The sequence below is a fragment of the Salmonella sp. NW1250 genome (genome assembly GCF_051812965.1).
GTDB classification, from domain to species: domain Bacteria; phylum Pseudomonadota; class Gammaproteobacteria; order Enterobacterales; family Enterobacteriaceae; genus Salmonella; species Salmonella enterica.
The window spans coordinates 26,279-49,686 of the sequence record NZ_JAMNDD010000001.1 but is presented as its reverse complement, the minus strand read 5'-3'; the positions used below and the strand labels follow the sequence as shown (position 1 = coordinate 49,686).

Below are 23,408 nucleotides of genomic sequence, written 5' to 3'. Positions count from 1 at the left end.
GCACGTGTTGGTAGTTATCTCCCGTTTATTGGGGAGCAGTTTCGACCGCTTCCAGTTCTAACCAACTGGAAAGCGCTTGTTGTGAACAATTTAGCGCCTGCCGATCTTCACTCTCTTCGTGCGGGCCCGTTTCCTGGTCAATCCATTCACCGACCAGAAAAAAAGCATTGGCATTACGAACCGATGTACGGTGCGTTTTATCCCATAGGGTATCAACAGCGGTGTACGTGCGCGTTAATGAATTCCCCATCTCAGTTCAGTTTTGTAAAAACACATGTTCTCAATACTCGCCTGACGCGCTCTACGGCGTCAAAAGCGGCTTACGAACTTCTTCTCGCGAGCAACTCTCAGGACGTTTACTGTCCTGAAACCTTCCCCTTGCGACTCGTTAAATTCCATCTCGCGATGAGTTTACGCCCCCCTAACATTGCTTCACCTCACGACACATTCCTTTAATTAACGCCGCCAGCATCAGCCGCATCTTGTTGACTATGTATAAATTCAACCATCTGCTGAGTAAGATGGTTTATATCATTCTGCGTAATGAAAAAATTAAATTGTTGATCCTGAAAGTGTTCTTTTGCTGCCAGGTCGGCAAAAACCGCTTTTCCATTCGTTTCAAAGCGGACTTTATTTCCCTGTTTTTGCAGAAACTCGCCCATTGCGACCAGTTGGTCGAGCCGCTTTCCGCGCAGAAAATAATAGCGAGTCATCGTTTCATCCAGCGGTGTTACGGTTTTATTCCACGCAGCGTCAAAGACAGGCTTCACATCAGAGGGGAGCTTTAAAGCAGAATATTTTTTTCTGTTTTCACTACTCACATTTTTCAACCGAAGGATAAATCGATTGTTTACGTCACGAGCCACACGTAGCTCGTTCAGGAAAACCAGATTATCACGCTCAGACTGAATAACACCGGTGATCTTATCCTCTTGGCCGGTCTCATACACCACAGCAAAGATTTGCCCGTAGGCAGCTAATAGTACATCGTAGTCATCGGCGTAATGACCAAAAGCCTGACGTTGGGCTGGCGTCAACTCACAGACGCCCACCACGGGAGACGTAATGATTTGCGTATTCAAATACTCAACGAAAGCCCGTCGTGAACTATCGCCCTTTCCTTCGCAACCGGTCAGCATCGCGATCACGAGCGGCACGATAACGTATTTTCCCCAACGCTGAGTAAATGAGCGCATCCAGCTAGTATTGGCCATCTGTTCGTCCTTAAACACGCCGAAATCCGGATCGCAAGAATAAACAGTACACAACGGTAAAAATGCGTCGGATACAGCAAAACAAAAATATTATGAGAAAAGTGAGATTCGGGCAGATAACCTGCCCGAGAGAGGAACTATTTTGCGTTACGCAGCACCTGCAGACAGCGCTTCAGGGCGTTATCCATTGGCGCTTCAATGCGCATGACTTCGCCCGTTCCCGGATGCGTGAACTTCAACGCCGCGGCGTGCAGAAAGAGACGTTTAAGACCGGTTCCCGCTTCGGTAAGCTGTTGATCAAACTCACGGTCGCCGTAGCGATCGTCGAACGCAATAGGGTGACCGGCATATTGGGTATGGACGCGAATCTGATGCGTACGGCCCGTGACCGGGCTACAGCGCACCAGCGTGGCGAAGGCATAGCGCTCTTCCACCTTGAAGCGCGTTTCTGACGGTTTACCTTCCTGGCTCACGCGGACAATGCGTTCGCCGCTTTGCAGAATGTTCTTTAATAATGGCGCCTGTACGGTTTTAACGTGCGATTGCCACTGGCCTCGCACCAGCGCCAGATAATCTTTCTGCATTCCCTTTTCGCGCAGTTGCTCATGCAGCGAACGCAGCGCGGAGCGTTTTTTCGCCACCAACAGCACGCCGGAGGTATCGCGGTCAAGACGATGCACCAGTTCCAGGAATCGCGCTTCCGGGCGCAATGCCCGCAGCCCTTCGATGACGCCGAAACTTAACCCGCTCCCGCCGTGTACGGCGGTGCCGGAAGGCTTATTCAGCACCAGAATATGGTCGTCTTCATACAAAATGACGTCCGCCAACGCCGCCACTTTTTGCAAATGCGGCGACACGACCTCTTCTTCGCGTTCAGCAACGCGAACCGGCGGAATGCGGACTTCATCGCCCGCTTCCAGTTTGTATTCCGGTTTAATGCGTTTTTTGTTCACCCGCACCTCGCCTTTACGCAAGATGCGATAAATCATACTTTTTGGTACCCCTTTCAGTTGGGTGCGCAAAAAGTTATCAATGCGTTGCCCCGCTTCGTCAGCGGCGATAGCAACAATTTTTACGGATGGCGTTTCTGTTTTCATGGGGGGCGATTCTAAATAGCCTGTGAGATTCGCGCCACACATTTTTCTATGCTTATAGAGACGTCTACGCCAGTGGATGAACATTTTTCACTGCGGTTTTGCTGGTTATTAAAGCGATTGGCTCACGCTGGTGAAAAAACTGTGAGTAAGCGGGTGATAAATGGTAAAAGTCATCTTGCTATAACAAGGTTAGCAGTGGAATAATGATGCGGTTTCCGCACCGAAACTTGTTAAAACAAAAAGTTTAGCGGAATAACCCATTTTGTCTGACCGATCATCAACGCAGCAATGGCGTAAGACGTATTGATTTTTCAGACAGTTAGCGGGCTGCGGGTTGCAGTCCTTACCGGTAGATAGGATCTTCTCTGGAGAGTAATGCCCAGGCTGCTTCCCTGATAATTGCGCTGTGTTTCCGTATGAAATACAGGCAACCGACACTCTGCGCCTCTTTGAGCTGACGATAACCGTGAGGTTGGCGACGCGAAATAGTCACGAGGCCATCGGTTCATGCCCGGTAAGGCGTCACCATGCCCGCAGCTTAGTCGTCAACGTAAGAATAATGAGTAAGTTACGATGAAAAGAATGTTAATCAACGCGACTCAGCAGGAAGAGTTGCGCGTCGCCCTTGTAGATGGGCAACGTCTGTACGATCTGGATATAGAAAGCCCCGGACACGAGCAGAAAAAAGCGAACATCTATAAAGGCAAAATTACCCGTATTGAACCGAGCCTGGAAGCGGCTTTTGTTGATTACGGTGCAGAACGCCACGGTTTCCTCCCGTTAAAAGAAATTGCCCGCGAATATTTCCCCGCTAACTACAGCGCTCATGGTCGCCCGAACATTAAAGACGTTTTACGCGAAGGCCAGGAAGTCATTGTTCAAATCGATAAAGAAGAGCGCGGCAACAAAGGCGCGGCGTTAACCACCTTTATCAGTCTGGCGGGCAGCTACCTGGTACTGATGCCGAATAACCCACGCGCGGGTGGTATTTCCCGTCGCATTGAAGGCGACGATCGTACCGAGTTAAAAGAAGCGTTGGCCAGCCTGGAACTTCCTGAAGGGATGGGGCTTATCGTGCGTACCGCTGGCGTGGGTAAATCCGCCGAAGCGTTGCAGTGGGATTTAAGCTTCCGCCTGAAACACTGGGAAGCCATTCAGAAAGCCGCTGAAAGCCGTCCCGCGCCGTTCCTGATCCATCAGGAAAGCAACGTCATCGTACGCGCGTTTCGCGACTATCTGCGTCAGGATATCGGTGAAATCCTGATCGACAATCCCAAAGTGATGGAAATGGCGCGTCAGCATATCGCCGCGTTGGGCCGCCCGGATTTTAGCAGCAAAATTAAGCTGTACACCGGTGAAATCCCGTTGTTCAGCCATTACCAGATCGAATCGCAGATCGAGTCTGCGTTCCAGCGTGAAGTGCGCCTGCCCTCCGGCGGCTCCATCGTCATTGACAGTACCGAAGCGTTAACCGCCATCGATATCAACTCCGCCCGCGCGACTCGCGGCGGCGATATCGAAGAAACCGCGTTCAACACCAATCTCGAAGCGGCCGATGAGATTGCCCGCCAGCTGCGTCTGCGCGACCTGGGCGGCCTGATCGTTATCGACTTTATCGATATGACGCCGGTACGTCACCAGCGCGCGGTAGAAAACCGTCTGCGTGAAGCGGTACGTCAGGACCGGGCGCGTATTCAGATTAGCCATATTTCCCGCTTCGGCCTGCTCGAAATGTCTCGTCAGCGCCTGAGCCCGTCGCTGGGCGAATCCAGCCATCACGTGTGTCCGCGCTGTAGCGGTACCGGCACCGTGCGCGATAACGAATCTCTGTCGCTGTCCATTCTGCGCCTGATTGAAGAAGAAGCGCTGAAAGAGAATACGCAGGAAGTCCATGCCATTGTTCCGGTGCCGATCGCCTCTTATCTGCTTAACGAAAAACGGACGGCAGTTAACGCTATTGAGACGCGTCAGGATGGCGTCCGCTGTGTCATCGTCCCGAACGATCAGATGGAAACGCCGCACTATTCCGTGCTGCGCGTACGCAAAGGGGAAGAAACGCCGACCCTGAGCTACATGCTGCCGAAGCTGCACGAAGAAGCGATGGCGCTGCCTTCTGAAGAAGAGTACGCCGAGCGTAAACGCCCGGAACAGCCTGCGCTGGCGACATTCGCTATGCCAGATGTGCCTCCGGCGCCGACGCCTGTCGAACCGGCGGTTAGCGTCGCCACGGCGAAAAAGGATAATGTTGCCGCCGCGCAGCCTGCCCAGCCGGGTCTGTTTAGCCGCTTCCTTAACGCGCTGAAACAACTGTTCAGCGGTGAAGAAACGAAAACCGTCGAAACAGCCGCGCCGAAAGCGGAAGAAAAAGCGGAGCGTCAGCAGGATCGTCGCAAGCCACGGCAAAACAACCGTCGCGATCGTAACGAACGCCGCGACACCCGTGATAACCGTGCCGGACGTGACGGCGGCGAGAGCCGCGACGATAATCGTCGTAACCGTCGCCAGGCGCAGCAGCAAAATGCGGAAACGCGCGATACCCGCCAGCAGGAAACGGCGGAAAAAGTGAAAACCGGCGATGAGCAGCAACAGACGCCGCGTCGCGAACGCAGCCGCCGCCGCAATGATGACAAGCGCCAGGCGCAGCAGGAAGTAAAAGCGCTTAACCGCGAAGAACAGCCTGTCCAGGAGACCGAGCAGGAAGAACGCGTTCAGCAGGTTCAGCCGCGCCGCAAGCAGCGTCAGCTTAATCAGAAAGTCCGCTTTACCAACAGCGCAGTGGTTGAAACGGTTGACACGCCGGTCGTCGTCGACGAACCACGCCCGGTTGAAAACGTTGAACAGCCCGTTCCAGCGCCGCGTACCGAGCTGGCGAAAGTTGATTTACCTGTCGTCGCCGATATCGCGCCGGAGCAGGATGATAGCGTAGAACCTCGCGATAATACCGGTATGCCGCGTCGCTCCCGCCGTTCTCCGCGCCACCTGCGCGTAAGCGGTCAGCGTCGCCGTCGCTATCGTGACGAGCGCTACCCGACACAATCGCCGATGCCGCTAACCGTCGCCTGCGCGTCGCCGGAAATGGCGTCCGGTAAAGTCTGGATCCGCTACCCGATTGTCCGTCCTCAGGAAACGCAGGTTATTGAAGAGCAGCGTGAAGCAGATCTGGCGCTGCCACAACCGGTTGTCGCTGAACCGCAGGTTATCGCTGCGACCGTAGCGTTAGAACCACAAGCGTCGGTACAGGCGGTAGAAAACGTTGCCGTTGAGCCGCAGACCGTCGCCGAACCACAGGCGCCGGAAGTCGTCAAGGTCGAGACAACGCATCCGGAAGTGATTGCCGCACCGGTTGATGAACAGCCGCAACTGATTGCCGAAAGCGATACGCCGGAAGCGCAAGAGGTTATTGCTGACGCCGAACCGGTAGCAGAAACCGCCGACGCGTCCATTACGGTGGCTGAAAACGTAGCTGATGTTGTCGTTGTCGAGCCAGAAGAAGAGACAAAAGCGGAAGCGGCTGTTGTGGAGCACACGGCAGAAGAAACCGTTATCGCACCGGCCCAGGTGGTGGAAAAGCCGCAGGACGTTGTCTGCGTTGACGACGAACATAATCACGCCAGCGCGCCGATGACGCGTGCGCCAGCGCCGGAATATGTGCCGGAAACCCCGCACCATAGCGACTGGCAGCGCCCTTCCTTCCACTTTGAAGGTAAAGGCGCAGCAGGCGGACACAGCGCCACACGTCACGCCAGCGCCCCGGCAACACGACCACAGCCGGTAGAATGATGTAAATGCTGATACAAAGCCGACCGCCAGGTCGGCTTTTTTATGCCCCTTACAGGGCGATGCCTCACCCCATGGCGTCTTTTAGTTACTCCAGGCGTTTATGAGATTGGGCGGGATAATACGTACGGATGGCGTCGCTACGGGCGCGACAATATGACCACTAACTCAATGACGACTAAAAAAATGCCCGCGCCGGGGTGGATGGCGCGGGCAGACAAAACATATCCAGTTTCGTGATATGTTTCAAAAAGAGGCGTTACCGGTTCAACTGGAAAAGCGACATTCCCTGCATGTCGGTAAACGTTTTATAGGACGCCTGTAATGCCGCCTGTTGCATGACGTAGGAGGAAATGACCGAGTTCCAGTCCACATCTACCAGGTTGCTCATCTGTAGCTTCTGTCCCAGCGCACGGTCGCTTCCCAGTGAATCCAGCGTACTGAGTTCGCTCAGTTGCGTTCCCAGTTCCGCACGAACGGTCAGGACGTTATTAAGCGAATTTTTTAAGCCGCGATTGGTTTTATCAATGGCGGCAGCGGCTTTTTCTTTTTCCACGTCATTGCCTTCCACCGGGGTCTTGAGCGCGGCAATTGCCGTATCGAGCATGACAAACAGATTCTTTTCGGAGTCCGAGCCATCCGGTTCCGGCACCGCATTGCTGGTGATGCTATTAAAAATTTGCGCTCCCGTATGGCCAATTACCATCGTGCGTGCGGAATCCACCTGCTGGGTAACACTTTTCTCGCCGCCATGATAACCACCTGTCGCCTGGTCGAATGGCGCCGCTTCCGTTTTATACCCGGCAAAGATATAGCGACCATTGCCGTCAGTGCTGTTTGCCAGGTTCATCAGCTGATCGCGGATGCCCTGTAAATCCGTCGCCAGCGACGCGCGGTCATCGTCGCTTAACGTGCCGTTTCCGGCATAGACGATTTTTTCCTGCGCGGTTTGAATCGCCGTCGTCACCTGACTGAGTACGCTTTCTTCCAGCGACACTTTTTGGGTGGCAAACGTACGCGCCAGGGCGTACTGGCTATTCTGCGCCTGCGCCTGAGAGAGTACTACCGCCTGCGACGCGGCGATCGGATCGTCAGATGGGTTGGTAACGCGCTTACCGGTAGACATCTGCTCGCCCAGCTTCATCCATTCGGCCTGAGAATTAGTGATGCCGCTCATATTTTGTTCGTACATCATCTGGGTACTGATACGCATGTCATCCTTCTCCTTTAGCGAATATTCAGTAACGCATCAAACAGCGCATTCGCGGTCTGCAATACTTGCGCATTCGCCAGATAATACTGCTGATAACGCTGCAAATTGCCGTACTCTTCGTCGAGGTTAACGCCGGAAACCGACTGTTGCTGTTTATAAAGCTGTTTAACCACATTCGCTTGCGTGGTGCTGCTGGTTTTCAGCGTTGACGTTTTGTTACCCACATCGCTGACCAACGTGGCGTAAGCATCGTTAAAGGTTTTGTTGCCGCCCACTACATTGCTGTTTTGTAAGTCCAGCAATGCCTGACCATTGCGGTTATCGCTGTCGCCGGTATCCACGTCAGGATCGAGTTTTGACTCAGACGCCATCGCAATCTCGGCTTCATTTGTCACTTTAACGTTCATGTCGACGATAGCATTGCTGACCGGCTTGAGAAGAAAACTGTCGTTTTTCTGTGCGCCGGTTCCTACCGTCACTTTCAGACCGTCAATCTCCAGTTTTCCGTCAGCATCTTTTGTCGCCGTGAAGGTGGTGTTATCCGCAGTGCGAGTAACCTGCCAGTCTGTACCGTCAAAAACAATCTTATAATCCGTCGCCTGAACCTTCGTGCTGTCGACCACCTTAGCGGTTAGCGATACCGTTTTATCGGCATTATTACTGTTGCTATATACCACCGGCGAGCCAATGCTAAAGAAGTCTTTCCCTTTATTGCCGTCGGCGTCATAACCTTTGGTATGCTGCGCGTTAAACGCATCGGCAAACGCCAACGCCAACTGGCCCAGCGTATTACGAGTCTGATCCAGATCCTGAGAACGGAACGTCAGTAGCCCGCCGAGCGAACCGGTGTTCAGCAACTTTTCCGGAATTTCGATGTTACCGGCGGCCTCATCGACATAAGCGACAGTCGTTCGCGTCGGGTCGGCGCTGGAGGGAACCGCCGCCAACTGACGCGCCGTCGACCCCTGCACCAGCGTATAGCCATTGGCCATCGTCAGGTTATAGGTGCCGCCGTCCTGTACACTCACCTCGACGCCAACGATCTTGTTAAGCTCGCTGACCAACTGATCACGCTGATCGAGCAGGTCGTTCGGCGATGCGCCCGCGCCTACGCCCGTCATACGGGAGATTTGATCGTTCAGGTTAGCTATCTGCTTCGCGTAATTGTTGATTTGCGCCACGCTGGAGCCAATCGCGATATTGACCTGTTTATCCTGATCGCGCAGATACTGATCGGTGGTTTTGAACTGGTTTACCAGCCCTTCCGCCTTACCAATCAGCGCCTGACGCGCCGCAGGATCTTCCGCATTACTGACTAACGTTTGCAGGCTGGTAAAAAAACTCTGCAACGAACCAGACAGCGAGCTGGATTTATCAGCCAGCAGGTTGTCGATTTTCGACATCTGTTCATAGCGCGTGGTTAAGCCGCTGCTCTGGTTTTGCGCGCCGCGTAGCTGATTAGTGATAAACGCATCATATTCGCGCTGTACGCCTGAAACGTAAACGCCATTACCTATCCAGCCGCCAGCCCCTAACGTACTGTTTGCCTGCGCCAGAATAGTTGTCTGCCGGGTATAACCCGCAACGTTATAATTGTTGATGTTATTACTGACCGTATTTAACGCGGCCTGCGCGGCGTTAAGTCCGCTCATGGCGTGATTAATCAAGCTGGACATGATGGTTCCTTTTAATCCTTCAATACTCGTTGTTATCGGCAGCGACTACGTGGACTTGAGCAATTTAAAAGAGATTGTCGAGATTCGCGCTGTAGGTTTTGCTGACCTTTTCACTCATCGCTTTCAACTGCTGAATCATGCTGGTCAATTTACGCGCGTAATTCGGGTCAGTGGCGTATCCGGCGTTTTGCAGAGCCACTGCGCCCTGCTCTGCCGTGGCGGCAGTGGTCACGGCAGCGTAGCGTGGGTTACGCGTTAACAGCGCGACATAATCCGATAACGCCTCCAGATACGAGCTATAGACGCGGAATTTCGCTTTCACTTTTTTCGCTTCGCCATTTTCGTATTCAGTGGTGGTGATTTCCGTCACCGGCCCTTTCCAACTGGCGGTCGCTTTCACGCCAAATACGTTATAGCTGGGTTCGCCATTCTCCCGCAGGATTTGCCGCTGCCCCCAGCCGGACTCCAGCGCCGCCTGCGCCAGAATCAGATGATGCGGCACCCCGCTTTGTTCGCTGGCCAGTCTCGCCGGGAGCGAAAGCCGGGCCAGAAAGTCTTTACTGTCGCCGGAGAGCGGCGCATCGCTGCTGTCCGGCGTTTTCGGTATGGCTTTGCGCACCAGTTGGGTCAGCGCCTGATTTTGATAGCTGTTTACCGTCTCCAGGGAGAATTTAAGCGGTACTTGCGGCGCATCATCCGCAGGCATCGTCTGCCCGCCCGTCATCTGTTTAACCATCATATCCGCCAGCCCCAATCCCTTACCGGCGGTCATCTGCTGGGCGATCTGCTGGTCATACATGCTGGTATACAGACGCGTCTGATCGCTGCTGAATAAACCATCTTTGGGTAAAGCCTCGCGCATACTTTTCAGCATCATCTGCACAAACATCCCTTCCACCTGACGGGCCACAGGACGGATATTCGCCGCCGGGTCCTGGCCCGCTTTCGCTTTCAGTTCGTTCAGAGATTGCGCATCCCAGGCCGCGCTGGCCAGCAATTTACCGTCTCCGATCATCAGATGATTTCCAGTTTGGCGCGTAGACAGCCCGCGCTCTGCATGGACTGCAAAATCGACATCAGGTCCATCGGCGTCGCGCCAAGCGCATTCAGCGCGCGCACTACGCTGTTCAGATTGGCGCTGGAACGCACGCTCTGTAGCGATCCGCCGCTCTGACGCAAATCTATCTGAGTCTGTGGCGTCACCACGGTCTGCCCGCCGCCAAATGGCGTATTCGGCTGGTTGACGTTGAGCTGGCGATTGACTGTCACTGACAAATTGCCCTGCGCCACAGCGCAGCTATCCAGCGTGACTTCCCGATTCATGACCACCGAACCGGTCCGCGAGTTGATCACGACTTTTGCATCCTGCGGCGTCACGTTGACTTCCATATTTTGAATGTCCGCCAGAAAACGCACCTGCGAGCTGTTGCCGCTGGGCACGCGTACCTGTACCGTTCGCGCATCAAGCGCAGTGGCGCTGCCGTAACCGCGGGCGCGGTTGATGGCGTCGGTAATTTGCTGCGCCATCGTAAAATCTTCGTCGTTCAATTGCAGATTAATGGTGTTGCCAGCGCCGAACTGAGTCGGCAACTCGCGTTCGATAATCGCGCCATTAGTGATGCGCCCGCCATTAAGCTGGTTAACCTGCACGCTACTGCCGCCTGCGGAAGCGCCCGCGCCGCCGACCAGAATATTGCCCTGCGCCAGAGCATACACCTGGCTGTCCACCCCTTTTAACGGCGTCATTAATAACGTCCCGCCACGCAGACTTTTAGCGTTCCCCATTGAGGAAACGACGACATCGATCGTTTGTCCCTGTCGCGCAAAAGGCGGATACGACGCCGTCACCATCACCGCCGCCACGTTTTTCAACTGCATGTTGGTGCCGGTGGGGACCGTAATCCCCAGTTGTGACAGCATGTTATTCAGCGTCTGGGTGGTAAATGGCGTCTGAGTCGTCTGGTCGCCCGTACCGTCCAGCCCAACCACCAGCCCGTAGCCGATCAGCGAGTTTTCCCGAACCCCCTGGACACTGGTCAGATCCCGGATACGCTCGGCGTGCGCCAAAGTGGCAACCAGTGCCAGAACGATTCCTGCAAGAGCTTTAAACACATACACCTCGCTTACATCGGCGACAAATTAAGGAAGAAACGTTGCAGCCAGCCCATATTTTGCGCTTCGTTAATATAGCCGTTCCCGACATATTCAATCCGCGCATCCGCCACCTGTGTCGAGGGAACAGAGTTGCTGCCGCTGATGGTGCGTGGATTTACCACGCCGGAGAAGCGGATGAATTCCGTTCCCTGATTAATCGCGATCTGTTTTTCCCCCACGACGTGTAAATTGCCATTGGCCAGAACCTGATCGACGGTCACGGTCAGCGTGCCGCTAAAAGTATTGCTGGCATTCGCGCCGCCTTTGCCGTTAAAAGAGTTGCCGCCGGAGGCCTCCATATCCGCGCGGGAATTACCGAATAATCCCTGCAGATAACGCGGTACCGTATCAAAACCAAAACTGGTTTTGCCGTCGCGACTGGCATTTGCCGACGAGCTTTTACTGGCGCTGACGTTTTCCTGTAACACAATCGTGAGCGTATCGCCGATATTACGCGGTCGACGATCTTCAAAAAGCGGCTGATAGCCATAATTAATCGGCTGCGCAGACTGAAATATGGAGCCATTCGCCACCGGTACCGGGCCAGGTATCGGCTGCGCCGTGGTCGCCCCCTGCACGAGCGGTTTAGCGGGTATCCAGGCGCATCCTGTCAGCGTCGCGACCATCAGGGCCATAACTGGGTAAGCGTGAAGCGCGTATTTTTGCATTACCTTCATCTTCAAAATCAGGGAGCCGGTGGCGTATCCCCCACCGGCGGCCCCTTAGAGTTGCGTCAGTTTCTGCAGCATCTGATCGGTCGTCGATACTGCTTTACTGTTAATTTCATAGGCGCGTTGAACCTGAATCATGTTCACCAGCTCTTCCGCCACGTTAACGTTCGACGTTTCGACATACCCTTGATACAACAACCCCGCGCCGTTGAGCCCCGGCGTGCTTTCGTTCGGCGCGCCGGACGATTGCGTTTCGATATAGAGGTTCTCGCCGATGCTTTCCAGCCCGGTGTCGTTCATAAAGGTGGTCAGGTTAAGCTGCCCGACCTGAACCGGCGCGGCCTGCCCCTGCTGGGTAACGCTGACCACGCCGTCGCGGCCAATCGTGATGCTTAACGCGTTGGCCGGAATGGTGATTGCCGGCTGCACCTGAAAACCGCCCGCCGTCACCAGTTGACCATTCTGATCCACCTGGAAAGAGCCGTCGCGGGTATAGGCAGACGTACCGTCCGGCAGCATGACCTGGAAAAAGCCCTGCCCTTTAATCGCCACATCTTTACTGTTGTTGGTCTGCGACAGGTTCCCCTGACTGTGCAGGCGCTCCGTGGCGACCGGACGCACGCCGGTACCGATTTGCAGCCCGGAAGGCAGCGTCGTCTGCTCGGACGACTGCGCGCCCGGCTGGCGGATGGTCTGATACAACAGATCTTCAAATACCGCGCGCTGACGCTTAAAACCATTGGTGCTGACGTTTGCCAGGTTATTGGCAATCACATCCATATTGGTTTGCTGCGCGTCCAGACCGGTTTTGGCGATCCATAATGAACTGATCATAAAATGTCCTGTATTAACTCATCGACAGCAGTTGGTTAGCTCGCCCTTCGTTCTCATCTACGCTGGTGATAACCTTCATCTGCATTTCAAAACGACGTGCGTTGGCGATCATGTCGGTCATGGCTTCAACCGGCTTGACGTTACTGCCCTCCAGCACGCCCGACATAATGCGAATTGACGGGTCGGCGGCCAGTACCGCCCCGCGTTCAGCCTGTGCCTCGGCGGTAAGGCGGAATAAACCGTCATCGCTCCGCTGCACCTCATTGCCTTCCGCTTTGACCAGCTTCAGTCGCCCAACGGGCGCCACCGTGTTTGGCGGGTCGCCGGGATTGAGCGCGGAGATCGTGCCGTCTGCCGCAATGGTGATTTCCGACCCTTCAGGAACGGTAATCGGGCCGCCTTCGCCGATAACCGGATGTCCCTGAATGGTTAACTGCCCGGTCGGGCCCACCTGGATATTCCCGTTACGGGTATATCCTTCAGCTCCATCCGCCGCTTGCACTACCAGCCAGCCGTCCTGCTGTAACGCAACATCCAGCGGGCGGGAAGTGTAGTCCAACTGACCCGGGGTCATATCCGCCCCGGGCGTCGACGCCGTAACCAGCGTGCGCGTTGCTAAAGAGAGGCCATCAACAGGCACCGCGCGTAACGCGTTAAGCTGCGCGCGAAAGCCCGGCGTTGAGGCATTAGCCAGGTTGCTGGCCGTTACCGCCTGCTGGTTAAGCGTCTGGCTGGCCGCCCCCATGGCGGTATAAATTGCGTGATCCATTAAGCTATCCCGTCAGGCGCTTAGCGCAGGTTAACCAGCGTATTGAGGATCTGGTCCTGGGTTTTGATGGTCTGCGCATTCGACTGGTAGTTACGCTGCGCGACGATCATATTCACCAGCTCTTTACTCAAATCCACGTTAGAGGCTTCCAGCGCGCCGTTCGTCAGCTTACCGAAGTTGCCGGAACCGGCAGTCCCCAGCAGCGCTACCCCAGAAGCCTGCGTTGCCGCCCAGACGTTATCGCCCTGGGATGCCAGACCTTCGTTGTTGGCGAAGTTAGCCAGCACTATCTGCCCCAGCACCTGCTCCTGCTCGTTGGAGTAGTTGCCAACCACGGTGCCGTCGTTGTTAATCTGGTAGCTCACCAGGTCGCCAGGCTTATAGCCGTTTTGATTGGTGGCGACGATGTTGTTAGCCCCGGTGTTCTGCTGCATGGAGTTAAGGAAGCTGAGGGAGAAGTTCGCAGGCGTGGCGCCATTAATCTCACCGGTGGTGATCCTAACCGTACCACCAGATTGCAGTATTCCGCTTTTATCGAACTCCAGCGTTGTAGATGGCGTCGTTGGCGCAGTGGCTGCAGGATCGCTGCTGTCATGGGTGTACACGGCCCATTCATTATCTTTGGTAGAGCTTTTAACGAAATAGACGTTCATGTCATGGGCATTACCCTGGCTGTCATAAACGGTGACGGTGCCTTTTTTGTTATACGAGTCCGCATCACTCACGCTAAAGGGCGTTTTAGACGGCGCAGGGTCCGTTGAGTTCAGATTCACCTGCATTGACGCGGTGGTGGTCGATTTCGCCGCCATCAGCGTGTTCGGAATGGTGATCGGCGCAGGATTCGCCCCCTGCTGAATGGTCGGCGGCGTACCGGTGGCCGGATAGCCGGTCAACTGCATCCCCTGCATATTGACCAGGTTACGGTTCTCGTCCAGTTTGAACTGGCCGTTGCGGCTATAGAACACGGAACCGTTGCTGTCTACCAGGCGGAAAAAACCGTTCTGGCTAATCGCGACATCCAGCCCGCGCCCGGTGTTCGTTGTCGTACCGTCGGTAAAATCCTGGGTAATCCCCGCCACTTTTACGCCCAGCCCCACTTTGGAACCGGCGAACATATCGGCAAATGATGCCGTACCGGACTTAAAGCCATAGGTGGCGGAGTTGGCGATGTTATTACCGATAACATCAAGGTTGGTGGCCGCAGCGTTCAGGCCGCTAACCGCTTGAGAAAAAGACATGACTGACTCCTGATAAGTGTAAGGGCTTAGATTATTTGCCGAACTTCGTCGAGTGTGGTGGTGCCGTAGGTACCCAGATCCAACAGGTTGCCGTTACTGCCCTTCGTCACGCCCTGTACCAGAGCGAATTGCAGCGGCTGCGCCACCAGTTGCGTCCCGCCATTGCTGGCGGTAATCGCAATGTTGTAAGAACCATTCGGTACCGTTGTTCCGTCCGTTTGTTTACCATCCCAGGTAAAGGTGTGTACCCCGGCTCGCAACTCACCGATCTCCAGCGTCCGTACCACCCGGCCATCTTTATCGGTAATGGTTGCCGTCACTTTGTCCGCAGGCTGTTGCAATTCCACGCCAAACGGCGTCGTGGACGTCACGGCCCCTTCTTCCGCGCCTTTACCCGCCAGAATTGTGGTGCCAGGCACCATAACGCCATGTCCAATCAGCGTGGTCGCCTGTAGGGACTGACTATTATCGATTTGCCCGGAAATAGCCCCCAGCGTCGTATTCAGTTTTTCAATGCCGCTCACGGTACTGATTTGCGCCAACTGTGTCGTTAACTCATTATTTTGTAATGGGTTAGTCGGGTCCTGGTTCTTCAATTGCGCGACCAGTAAGGTCAGGAAACTGCTTTGCAGATCGGCAGCGTTGCTTCCGGTCATCGATCCGCTGCCGGTCGTCGTTTTGACGCCCGTGTTGGTCGGGTCATTCATATTTACGGCAATAGACATACGCGCCTCCTTTACTGGCCTAATGTCAGCGTTTTAAGCATCATGCTTTTTACGGTATTCAGGACTTCGATATTTGCCTGATAGCTGCGCGAGGCTGACATCGTGTTAACCATTTCGCCGACCACATCGACGTTGGGCATTTTGACGTAACCATTAGCGTCCGCCAGCGGATTGCCTGGCTCATAAACCAGCTTTTCCGGTGCCTGACTTTCAATCACGCTGGCGACCTTTACCCCGCCAGTGGCTTGACCCGGCGCGGCGTCCACCTGAAAAACCACCTGTTTGGCGCGATAAGGCTGTCCGTCCGGGCCGGTGATGCTATCCGCATTCGCCAGGTTACTGGCCGCAACGTTCAACCGCTTGGACTGTGCGGCAAGCGCCGATCCGGCAATATCAAAAATGTTTAACAGCGCCACGAATTAGTTTCCTCCCTGTAGCACATTCATCATGCCTTTGAGTTGGCTACCCAGAACGGTAAGCCCCATCTGATATTTGAGACTGTTATCCGCAAACTGCGTACGTTCCCTGTCCATATCTACGGTGTTACCATCCAAAGAAGGCTGATCGGGTACGCGATAAAGCAGATCCACTGCGGGAGAAGAGACCGCCTGAGCGGGAATATGGTGAGAGGAAGTCAACGTTAACGCGACGCCGCCGGTTTCTTCCCGTCCACGCACCATCACCTTTTTTAACTCACTGGCAAAATCAATATCGCGCGCCTGATACCCCGGCGTATCGGCATTGGCGATATTCGCCGCTAATATTTCCTGACGTTGCGCGCGCAGATTTAGCGCTTCCTGCTGAAATCGTAAGGCGGCATCGAGCCTGTCGAGCATATCTCCTCCGCAAATGGCAAAATTCAGCCGACAGCTTAAATGCCTTCACGCGCGCGTTATCGCCGGAATAAACGCAAAATGCGTCGCTATTTATTGCGTTGATGCTTGCTTCACACGGGTAGAATCCTGTCATGACATCAACCAGGGGGAAGTACCATGCAAACGTTAAAACGAGGATTCGCCGTGGCGGCTTTGCTGTTCAGCCCCCTGACAATGGCGCAGGACATCAACGCCCAGCTGACCACGTGGTTTTCCCAGCGTCTGGCTGGCTTCAGCGACGAGGTGGTTGTCACGCTCCGTTCATCGCCCAATCTGCTACCGAGCTGCGAGCAGCCAGCCTTCAGCATGACGGGCAGCGCGAAGCTGTGGGGCAACGTCAATGTGGTGGCGCGCTGCGCCAATGAAAAACGTTATTTGCAGGTGAATGTGCAAGCGACCGGCAATTATGTCGCCGTTGCCGCGCCCGTCGCGCGCGGCGGAAAATTGACGCCGGCCAACGTCACGCTAAAACGTGGCAGGCTGGATCAGTTACCGCCGCGGACGGTACTGGATATCCGTCAGATTCAGGATGCCGTCAGTTTGCGCGATCTCGCTCCCGGGCAGCCGGTACAGCTTACGATGATACGTCAGGCCTGGCGCGTCAAAGCGGGTCAACGAGTACAGGTCATCGCCAATGGCGAGGGGTTTAGCGTCAATGCGGAAGGTCAGGCGATGAATAATGCCGCCGTCGCGCAAAATGCGCGCGTACGCATGACATCGGGTCAAATCGTGAGTGGAACCGTCGATTCTGATGGGAATATTCTTATTAACCTATAATTGTGTAAAGATTTTGTCGCGGCTGCCGATGAGATATTCAACCATGATGGTAGCTGGCCGCTACAACGTAACCCTCGATGAGGATAAATAAATGAGCATTGACCGTACCTCACCTTTGAAACCCGTTAGCACTGTCCAGACGCGCGAAACCAGCGACACGCCGGTACAAAAAACGCGTCAGGAAAAAACGTCCGCCGCGACGAGCGCCAGCGTAACGTTAAGCGACGCGCAAGCGAAGCTCATGCAGCCAGGCGTCAGCGACATTAATATGGAACGCGTCGAAGCATTAAAAACGGCTATCCGTAACGGTGAGTTAAAAATGGATACGGGAAAAATAGCAGACTCGCTCATTCGCGAGGCGCAGAGCTACTTACAGAGTAAATAAGCGTATGACTCATTTGTCAGAAATACTTGACCAGATGACCACCGTCCTGAATGACCTGAAGACGGTGATGGACGCCGAGCAACAACAGCTTTCCGTAGGCCAGATTAACGGCAGCCAGCTACAGCGTATTACAGAAGAAAAAAGCTCGTTGCTGGCGACGCTGGATTATCTGGAACAACAGCGCCGTCTGGAGCAGAACGCGCAGCGTAGCGCAAACGATGACATTGCAGAGCGCTGGCAGGCGATTACCGAAAAAACGCAGCATCTTCGCGACCTCAACCAGCACAACGGCTGGCTGCTGGAAGGGCAAATCGAGCGTAATCAACAGGCGCTGGAGGTGCTGAAACCTCACCAGGAGCCGACCTTGTACGGGGCTGACGGTCAGACTTCCGTCTCTCACCGCGGCGGTAAAAAAATTTCTATCTAATCATTGCCGGATGGCGACGTTGCGCCTTTCCGGCCTGAATGCCTTGTAGGCCTGATAGCACAGCGCTATCAGGCACTGAATTTACGCCGTCCGGCGAACAAACTCTTTCACTTTAAAGCCCAGCACGGCAAGCGCGGCAAAATAGGCCGCGATACCCGCGATCACTACCGCCATCAAACGCAGCAAACGCCATAACATCGACCCTTGCGACCACTCCGGCATAATATGCAACACGCCGAACAATACGGCAGCCATCACCAGTACGGAAATGATCAGGCGCATCAGGAACCACATCCAACCCGGTTGTGGCGTAAAGATATTCTGTTTGCGCAGTTGCCAGTACAGCAGCGACGCATTGAGACATGCCGCCAGACCAATAGAGAGCGACAGCCCGGCGTGTTTCAGCGGTCCAATAAACGCCAGGTTCATTAACTGCGTCATGATTAACGTCACGATGGCGATTTTCACCGGCGTTTTAATATCCTGGCGAGAATAGAAGCCCGGAGCCAGCACTTTTACGACGATCAAACCAATCAGCCCCACCGAATAGGCGATTAACGCCCGCTGCGTCATCGCCGCATCAAAGGCGGTGAATTTACCGTACTGAAACAGCGAGACCGTCAGCGGCTTCGCCAGGATGCCCAACGCTACCGCGCTCGGCAACGCCAGTAAAAAGCACAAACGCAGCCCCCAGTCCATCAGGCGGCAGTACTCATCATGATTGCCGCTGGCAAAGCTTTTCGACAATGACGGCAACAGGATGGTCCCCAACGCCACGCCCAGCACGCCGGACGGGAACTCCATCAACCGATCGGCATAGTACATCCATGAGACCGAGCCGGAGGCCAGAAACGAGGCGAAAATGGTATTGATGATAAGGGAGATCTGACTGACGGAAACGCCCAAAATCGCCGGCCCCATCTGTTTGACCACCCGCATCGCCCCGGTGTCGCGAAAGTTAATGCGCGGCAGCACCAGCATACCGATCTTTTTCAAATACGGAAGTTGATACACCAGTTGCAGCACGCCGCCGACGGTGACTGCCCAGGCTAACGCCAGCACCGGCGGATTAAAGTATGGCGCGGCGAATAATGCAAAACCGATCATGCTGATATTAAGAAATGTCGGCGCAAAAGCGGGAATAGAGAAGCGATTCCAGGTGTTGAGAATGGCGCCAACCAGTGAAGCCAGCGAGATCAGCAGAATATAGGGAAACGTAATCCGCAGCAGTTGCGTCGTCAGCGCGAATTTATCCGCAGTATCGGCAAAACCCGGCGCGGTTACCATAATCACCCACGGGGCGGCCAGCATACCGGCCACCGTCACGACGGCCAATGCCAGCGTCAACAGGCCGGAAACGTAAGCGACAAAGATCCGCGTCGCTTCTTCACCCTGCTTGCTCTTATATTCCGCCAGGATAGGCACAAAGGCCTGAGAAAAAGCGCCTTCGGCAAAGATCCGGCGTAGTAGATTGGGGAGTTTAAACGCCACAAAAAAGGCGTCGGTCGCCATCCCTGCGCCAAAAATTCTGGCGACAATCGCATCACGGGCAAAGCCCAACACGCGTGAAAACATAGTCATCGAGCTGACGGCAGCCAGCGATTTCAATAAATTCATTTCTTTTGTATTCCAGACCCTGGCGTAAAACTCCTGCATGGCTGATCCATCGACCGGATAACGCAACTTCTGCCGTATCCGGCTGTATCACCGCGCCTGACGGCGACGTTAAAACGTCTTATCAGGCCTGACAGACTCCCCACGGTTTGCCATTATTCACTGTGAAAAGAGGTATTATGTAGAGTGGGCATATATACCCGCCATACTTCGAGCTGCATGTGCGTTAGCTTTTCTGCAACTCGAATTATTGAGCGTATAGTACCTGGATTACGATGAATTACTACCGCCAGATGTTACAGAGAATTATTCGCTGATGGCGTCCCGCCACAGCGCCTCCACGACGCGCTGGGCCAAAATCGCCTGCTCCCCCGCCGTTTCCGGAACCGTCTGATTTTGTACGCAGTCAATGAAATGCCGCGCGCATCCGACAAAACCACGCTGTTCAAGCGTCGTTTGCCAACCCGGAATGGGTTTGATGAGAATACCCTGCCCGCGCTCTTCGCGCCATTCACGCATATCCGTCACGTCATACAGCCCGCCGTCGGTGACGGCCTGGACCGATTCACGCTGACTTCCGGCGCGCCGGTGCATACTGGTGGTAATTTGTAGTTTGTCGGCGGAAAAATGATGTTCCGCATAGCACATTTCGCCGGACTCGCTGGTGAGCAACGTGCCGCTGGCAAGGCGCGCCTCGCCGCCCGCCAGCCACAGAGCGGTATCCACAACATGCAGATAGTCATCGAGCAAAGTAAAACGTAAGTCGTGCGGCCCGACGCTATCGGTACGATGTTTATCCATACGCAGTGACGCCGCAGTGCCGAGGCGCGTCTTCAGTTCGCGGTACAGCGGCGCGAAACGGCGATTAAAGCCAACCATCAGCGTCAATTTTTTTTGCGCCGCCAGCGCCACCAGCCGTTCGGCATCACGTAGATTTTCCGCCAGCGGTTTATCTACGCAAACATGGACGCCGGCATTGAGAAGTTCGCTGACCACGGCATAATGGCTTGCGGTACTGGAGTGGACGAAGACCGCATCGCAGCCGGACGCTAAATTCGCCAGCGAATCCACATACGGTATGCGCCAGCTTTCGCAGATACGTAAGGCTTTATCCCGCGAAGGAGACCAGGCGCCCTGTAATGTCCATCCGGCGGTGTTGGTTAATACCGGCAGCCAGGCCTTCTGCGCAATACCGCCTAATCCGACAATGCCAATCCGTAATGTTCTCACATTACTCTCCCAGGTGAGCTAACAAAGAATCCAGCCGCTGCTTTAACTCCGCCACTTCGCTTTCCAGCGCTTCGACGCGCGACTGAAGATCGCCCAACGCACTTTCCGGCGCAGACGTCTGGAGAGACAGTTCATCGACGTCGCCGCAAAAAAGATGCATATAACGGCTTTCGCGCTTACCCGGTTCACGCGCCAGACGGACGACATACGGGCCGTCCTCACGACTGGCAAGCCGTTCCAGCGTGGATTCAACTTCCGCCATATCGCTGAATTCATGCATCCGCGACGCCCGACTACGCAACTCGCCGGGCGTTTGCGCGCCGCGCAGCAGCAGCGTAGTGACGAGCGCCACTTCCGCCGCGCTAAGTTTCAGATCGCCAAATTCGGAATTACAGAAACGCTGTTCATATTTGGTGACGCGATTGCCAAACCCGCTGACCGTACGCAAAAAGTGGCGTTTCACCAGGTTATCGAGCTGTTCTTGTACCTCTTGTTCCGTCAGGTTCATCACCGGTTCACGGTTGGTTTTCTGATTACAGGCTGTCACCACCCCGTTGACGGAAAGCGGATACTGTTCCGGCGTTGTCACCTGCTTTTCCAGCAGACAGCCAATCACTCGCGCTTCAGTGGCGGTTAATTCATATTTCATCGTTTTCTCCCTTTGCCTCTCATTCCGTAAGCCGCTCAACGCCCCGGCGTCCATAACGGCGTGGTTAACGCCGTCAGGACATGGTCGCGCCATTGTCCATCAATCAACAGGTAATCTTTCGCATAGCCTTCTTTTTCAAAGCCAAGCCGCGCCAGCAACGCGCCGCTACGTTTGTTGTGCGGCATATAGTTCGCCATGATACGGTGGATATGCTGAGTGCGCTGCATATAGCGAATCGCAGCGGTTAAGGCTTCAAACATCAGCCCTTGCCCCTGCCACTTCTGCGCAATGGAATAGCCCAGATAACAGGCATGAAAAGAACCGCGCACCACATTGGAAAAATTCGCCACGCCGATAATTTCTTTTTCTTCCGGATCAAGTAGCGCGAAATAGAAGGCGGAGCCCTGTTTGTGAAATTCACCGATCATTCCCAGACGCGCCTGCCATCCTGAAGGATAACAATGACTTTCATCACGGACCGGTTCCCAGGGTTTTAAAAAATGACGATTTTCCGCGTAATAATCGGCCAGACGCCAGGCATCACGCTCATGCACTAAACGTACCACCAGACGATCGGTGGTTAAGCGCACTTTTGGCACGTTACTACGATAGCCAAACATTCTATACCTACTCCTTCCTGTAACGTCTTCAGCACGCCAGTAACATTACTATACCTGCGCAACCAGGCTCTGTGAAAAGCGCAAATCGTCATTTTTTGAATTGCTGCCACATTTTGATGAAAACTCTCGATTAAAAAGGACTTTTGATAAAAAAATATTGTCCCGCTAACGGTAGGAAAAAACGAAACGCCGCCGCAAAATAGAAGACGCTCATCTTTTATTTCCCGGGAGGGGAAATGTCGCGCGTCTCGCAGGCGAGGAACCTGGGTAAATATTTTCTTCTCATCGATAACATGTTGGTGGTGCTGGGTTTTTTCGTCGTCTTCCCGCTCATCTCTATTCGCTTTGTCGATCAAATGGGGTGGGCTGCCGTAATGGTAGGGATCGCGCTCGGCCTGCGCCAGTTTATTCAACAAGGTCTGGGCATTTTTGGCGGCGCCATCGCCGATCGCTTTGGCGCGAAACCGATGATTGTCACCGGTATGCTGATGCGCGCCGCCGGCTTTGCCACCATGGGTATCGCGCATGAGCCCTGGCTCTTGTGGTTTTCCTGCTTTCTTTCCGGTCTCGGCGGTACGCTTTTCGACCCGCCGCGCTCAGCGCTGGTGGTCAAATTAATTCGTCCGGAGCAACGGGGCCGCTTCTTCTCTCTGTTGATGATGCAGGACAGCGCGGGCGCGGTGATTGGCGCGCTGCTGGGAAGCTGGTTGCTACAATACGATTTTCGCCTGGTCTGCGCGACGGGCGCTATTTTGTTCATATTATGCGCCCTTTTCAACGCATGGCTGCTTCCGGCCTGGAAGCTATCAACGGTCAGAACGCCGGTGCGTGAAGGAATGCGCCGCGTCATGAGCGATAAAAGGTTTGTCACCTACGTGCTGACGCTGGCGGGCTACTATATGCTGGCGGTACAGGTCATGTTAATGCTGCCGATTATGGTAAACGATATCGCCGGTTCGCCTGCTGCCGTGAAATGGATGTACGCTATAGAGGCGTGTCTCTCGCTGACGTTGCTCTACCCGATTGCCCGCTGGAGCGAAAAGCGTTTTCGGCTGGAGCATCGGCTGATGGCCGGTTTGCTCGTCATGTCGCTGAGCATGCTCCCCATCGGGATGGTGGGCAATTTACAGCAGCTTTTTACGCTTATTTGCGCTTTCTACATCGGCTCGGTTATCGCCGAACCGGCGCGCGAAACGCTCAGCGCGTCGCTCGCGGACGCGAGGGCGCGGGGAAGCTATATGGGCTTTAGCCGTCTGGGATTAGCCATTGGCGGCGCGATTGGTTATATCGGCGGCGGCTGGTTGTTTGATATGGGGAAAGCGCTTGCGCAGCCTGAACTACCGTGGATGATGCTCGGTATTATCGGCTTCATCACCTTTTTGGCTTTAGGCTGGCAATTTAGTCATAAACGCACGCCGCGCCGGATGCTGGAACCCGGCGCCTGATTTGATACCTGTCGCTAT

23 protein-coding genes are annotated in these 23,408 nt (G+C 54.6%); 5 read left to right on the top strand and 18 right to left on the bottom strand.

Going from position 1 to position 23,408, the window contains the following annotated elements; all coding sequences use genetic code 11:
• Positions 1 to 25: 25 nt before the first annotated feature.
• The 3 genes from NBA72_RS00270 to rluC all read right to left on the bottom strand — a co-directional run bounded on the left by NBA72_RS00270 (position 26) and on the right by rluC (position 2,311).
• The gene (locus NBA72_RS00270) at positions 26 to 250 is read right to left on the bottom strand and encodes a hypothetical protein (RefSeq protein ID WP_000528428.1); all 225 of its coding nucleotides are present in this window, start codon (positions 248 to 250) and stop codon (positions 26 to 28) included.
• Positions 251 to 452: 202 nt separating this feature from the next.
• Positions 453 to 1,196, bottom strand: a complete 744-nt coding sequence (locus NBA72_RS00265; RefSeq protein WP_023602527.1) for a DUF3053 domain-containing protein — start codon at positions 1,194 to 1,196, stop codon at positions 453 to 455.
• A 155-nt stretch (positions 1,197 to 1,351) separates the two neighbouring features.
• Positions 1,352 to 2,311, bottom strand: coding sequence for a 23S rRNA pseudouridine(955/2504/2580) synthase RluC (gene rluC / locus NBA72_RS00260; protein ID WP_042949852.1), 960 nt, complete (start codon positions 2,309 to 2,311; stop codon positions 1,352 to 1,354).
• A 573-nt stretch (positions 2,312 to 2,884) separates the two neighbouring features.
• Here rluC and rne point away from each other — a divergent pair.
• Positions 2,885 to 6,091 (top strand): ribonuclease E, encoded by a 3,207-nt coding sequence (gene rne, locus NBA72_RS00255; RefSeq protein WP_042949850.1) that lies wholly within the window; start codon positions 2,885 to 2,887, stop codon positions 6,089 to 6,091.
• A gap of 256 nt (positions 6,092 to 6,347) precedes the next feature.
• Here rne and flgL read toward each other — a convergent pair whose 3' ends face one another.
• The 11 genes from flgL to flgB all read right to left on the bottom strand — a co-directional run bounded on the left by flgL (position 6,348) and on the right by flgB (position 16,204).
• The gene (gene flgL / locus NBA72_RS00250) at positions 6,348 to 7,301 is read right to left on the bottom strand and encodes a flagellar hook-associated protein FlgL (RefSeq protein WP_001223032.1); all 954 of its coding nucleotides are present in this window, start codon (positions 7,299 to 7,301) and stop codon (positions 6,348 to 6,350) included.
• Positions 7,302 to 7,315: 14 nt separating this feature from the next.
• Positions 7,316 to 8,977, bottom strand: coding sequence for a flagellar hook-associated protein FlgK (gene flgK / locus NBA72_RS00245; RefSeq protein WP_000096425.1), 1,662 nt, complete (start codon positions 8,975 to 8,977; stop codon positions 7,316 to 7,318).
• Positions 8,978 to 9,041: 64 nt separating this feature from the next.
• Positions 9,042 to 9,992: a flagellar assembly peptidoglycan hydrolase FlgJ gene (gene flgJ, locus NBA72_RS00240; RefSeq protein ID WP_000578685.1), complete on the bottom strand. Its 951-nt coding sequence runs from the start codon at positions 9,990 to 9,992 to the stop codon at positions 9,042 to 9,044.
• On the bottom strand, positions 9,992 to 11,089 hold the full coding sequence (locus NBA72_RS00235; RefSeq protein ID WP_001518955.1) for a flagellar basal body P-ring protein FlgI: 1,098 nt from the start codon (positions 11,087 to 11,089) through the stop codon (positions 9,992 to 9,994). The genes flgJ and NBA72_RS00235 overlap by 1 nt, the downstream gene beginning before the upstream one ends.
• 11 nt (positions 11,090 to 11,100) lie before the next feature.
• Positions 11,101 to 11,799: a flagellar basal body L-ring protein FlgH gene (flgH, locus tag NBA72_RS00230; protein ID WP_001174897.1), complete on the bottom strand. Its 699-nt coding sequence runs from the start codon at positions 11,797 to 11,799 to the stop codon at positions 11,101 to 11,103.
• Between the two features lie 54 nt (positions 11,800 to 11,853).
• Positions 11,854 to 12,636 carry a flagellar basal-body rod protein FlgG gene (gene flgG, locus NBA72_RS00225; RefSeq protein ID WP_000625851.1) on the bottom strand — a complete coding sequence of 261 codons (783 nt, stop codon included), beginning with the start codon at positions 12,634 to 12,636 and terminating at the stop codon, positions 11,854 to 11,856.
• A 13-nt stretch (positions 12,637 to 12,649) separates the two neighbouring features.
• Positions 12,650 to 13,405 (bottom strand): flagellar basal body rod protein FlgF, encoded by a 756-nt coding sequence (locus NBA72_RS00220; protein ID WP_000349278.1) that lies wholly within the window; start codon positions 13,403 to 13,405, stop codon positions 12,650 to 12,652.
• Between the two features lie 20 nt (positions 13,406 to 13,425).
• Positions 13,426 to 14,643, bottom strand: a complete 1,218-nt coding sequence (gene flgE, locus NBA72_RS00215; protein ID WP_017440965.1) for a flagellar hook protein FlgE — start codon at positions 14,641 to 14,643, stop codon at positions 13,426 to 13,428.
• A gap of 26 nt (positions 14,644 to 14,669) precedes the next feature.
• The gene (gene flgD, locus NBA72_RS00210; RefSeq protein ID WP_000020450.1) at positions 14,670 to 15,368 is read right to left on the bottom strand and encodes a flagellar hook assembly protein FlgD; all 699 of its coding nucleotides are present in this window, start codon (positions 15,366 to 15,368) and stop codon (positions 14,670 to 14,672) included.
• An 11-nt stretch (positions 15,369 to 15,379) separates the two neighbouring features.
• The gene (gene flgC / locus NBA72_RS00205) at positions 15,380 to 15,784 is read right to left on the bottom strand and encodes a flagellar basal body rod protein FlgC (RefSeq protein ID WP_042949848.1); all 405 of its coding nucleotides are present in this window, start codon (positions 15,782 to 15,784) and stop codon (positions 15,380 to 15,382) included.
• A gap of 3 nt (positions 15,785 to 15,787) precedes the next feature.
• Complete coding sequence (gene flgB, locus NBA72_RS00200) at positions 15,788 to 16,204, bottom strand: flagellar basal body rod protein FlgB (protein ID WP_000887043.1); 417 nt, start codon at positions 16,202 to 16,204, stop codon at positions 15,788 to 15,790.
• A 156-nt stretch (positions 16,205 to 16,360) separates the two neighbouring features.
• Between flgB and flgA the strand changes: the two genes are divergently transcribed.
• From flgA to flgN, 3 genes are all read left to right on the top strand, one after another.
• Positions 16,361 to 17,020 carry a flagellar basal body P-ring formation chaperone FlgA gene (flgA, locus tag NBA72_RS00195; RefSeq protein WP_001194086.1) on the top strand — a complete coding sequence of 220 codons (660 nt, stop codon included), beginning with the start codon at positions 16,361 to 16,363 and terminating at the stop codon, positions 17,018 to 17,020.
• Between the two features lie 91 nt (positions 17,021 to 17,111).
• Positions 17,112 to 17,405 carry a flagellar biosynthesis anti-sigma factor FlgM gene (gene flgM / locus NBA72_RS00190; RefSeq protein WP_000020893.1) on the top strand — a complete coding sequence of 98 codons (294 nt, stop codon included), beginning with the start codon at positions 17,112 to 17,114 and terminating at the stop codon, positions 17,403 to 17,405.
• 4 nt (positions 17,406 to 17,409) lie between these two features.
• Positions 17,410 to 17,832: a flagella biosynthesis chaperone FlgN gene (gene flgN, locus NBA72_RS00185; protein WP_042949846.1), complete on the top strand. Its 423-nt coding sequence runs from the start codon at positions 17,410 to 17,412 to the stop codon at positions 17,830 to 17,832.
• 81 nt (positions 17,833 to 17,913) lie between these two features.
• Here the strand turns inward: flgN and murJ are convergent, their stop codons facing one another.
• The 4 genes from murJ to rimJ form a co-directional block, all read right to left on the bottom strand.
• A complete protein-coding gene (murJ, locus tag NBA72_RS00180) occupies positions 17,914 to 19,449 on the bottom strand; it encodes a murein biosynthesis integral membrane protein MurJ (RefSeq protein WP_001537775.1) in 1,536 nt (511 codons plus the stop codon).
• A gap of 303 nt (positions 19,450 to 19,752) precedes the next feature.
• Positions 19,753 to 20,676: a Gfo/Idh/MocA family protein gene (locus NBA72_RS00175; RefSeq protein ID WP_001259728.1), complete on the bottom strand. Its 924-nt coding sequence runs from the start codon at positions 20,674 to 20,676 to the stop codon at positions 19,753 to 19,755.
• Between the two features lies 1 nt (position 20,677).
• Positions 20,678 to 21,325, bottom strand: a complete 648-nt coding sequence (locus NBA72_RS00170; protein ID WP_000873045.1) for a YceH family protein — start codon at positions 21,323 to 21,325, stop codon at positions 20,678 to 20,680.
• A 35-nt stretch (positions 21,326 to 21,360) separates the two neighbouring features.
• Positions 21,361 to 21,945 (bottom strand): ribosomal protein S5-alanine N-acetyltransferase, encoded by a 585-nt coding sequence (gene rimJ, locus NBA72_RS00165; RefSeq protein ID WP_000468204.1) that lies wholly within the window; start codon positions 21,943 to 21,945, stop codon positions 21,361 to 21,363.
• 236 nt (positions 21,946 to 22,181) lie between these two features.
• Here rimJ and mdtH point away from each other — a divergent pair, with 236 nt between their 5' ends.
• Positions 22,182 to 23,390, top strand: a complete 1,209-nt coding sequence (gene mdtH, locus NBA72_RS00160) for a multidrug efflux MFS transporter MdtH (RefSeq protein ID WP_000092178.1) — start codon at positions 22,182 to 22,184, stop codon at positions 23,388 to 23,390.
• The last annotated feature ends 18 nt before the right edge of the window (positions 23,391 to 23,408 follow it).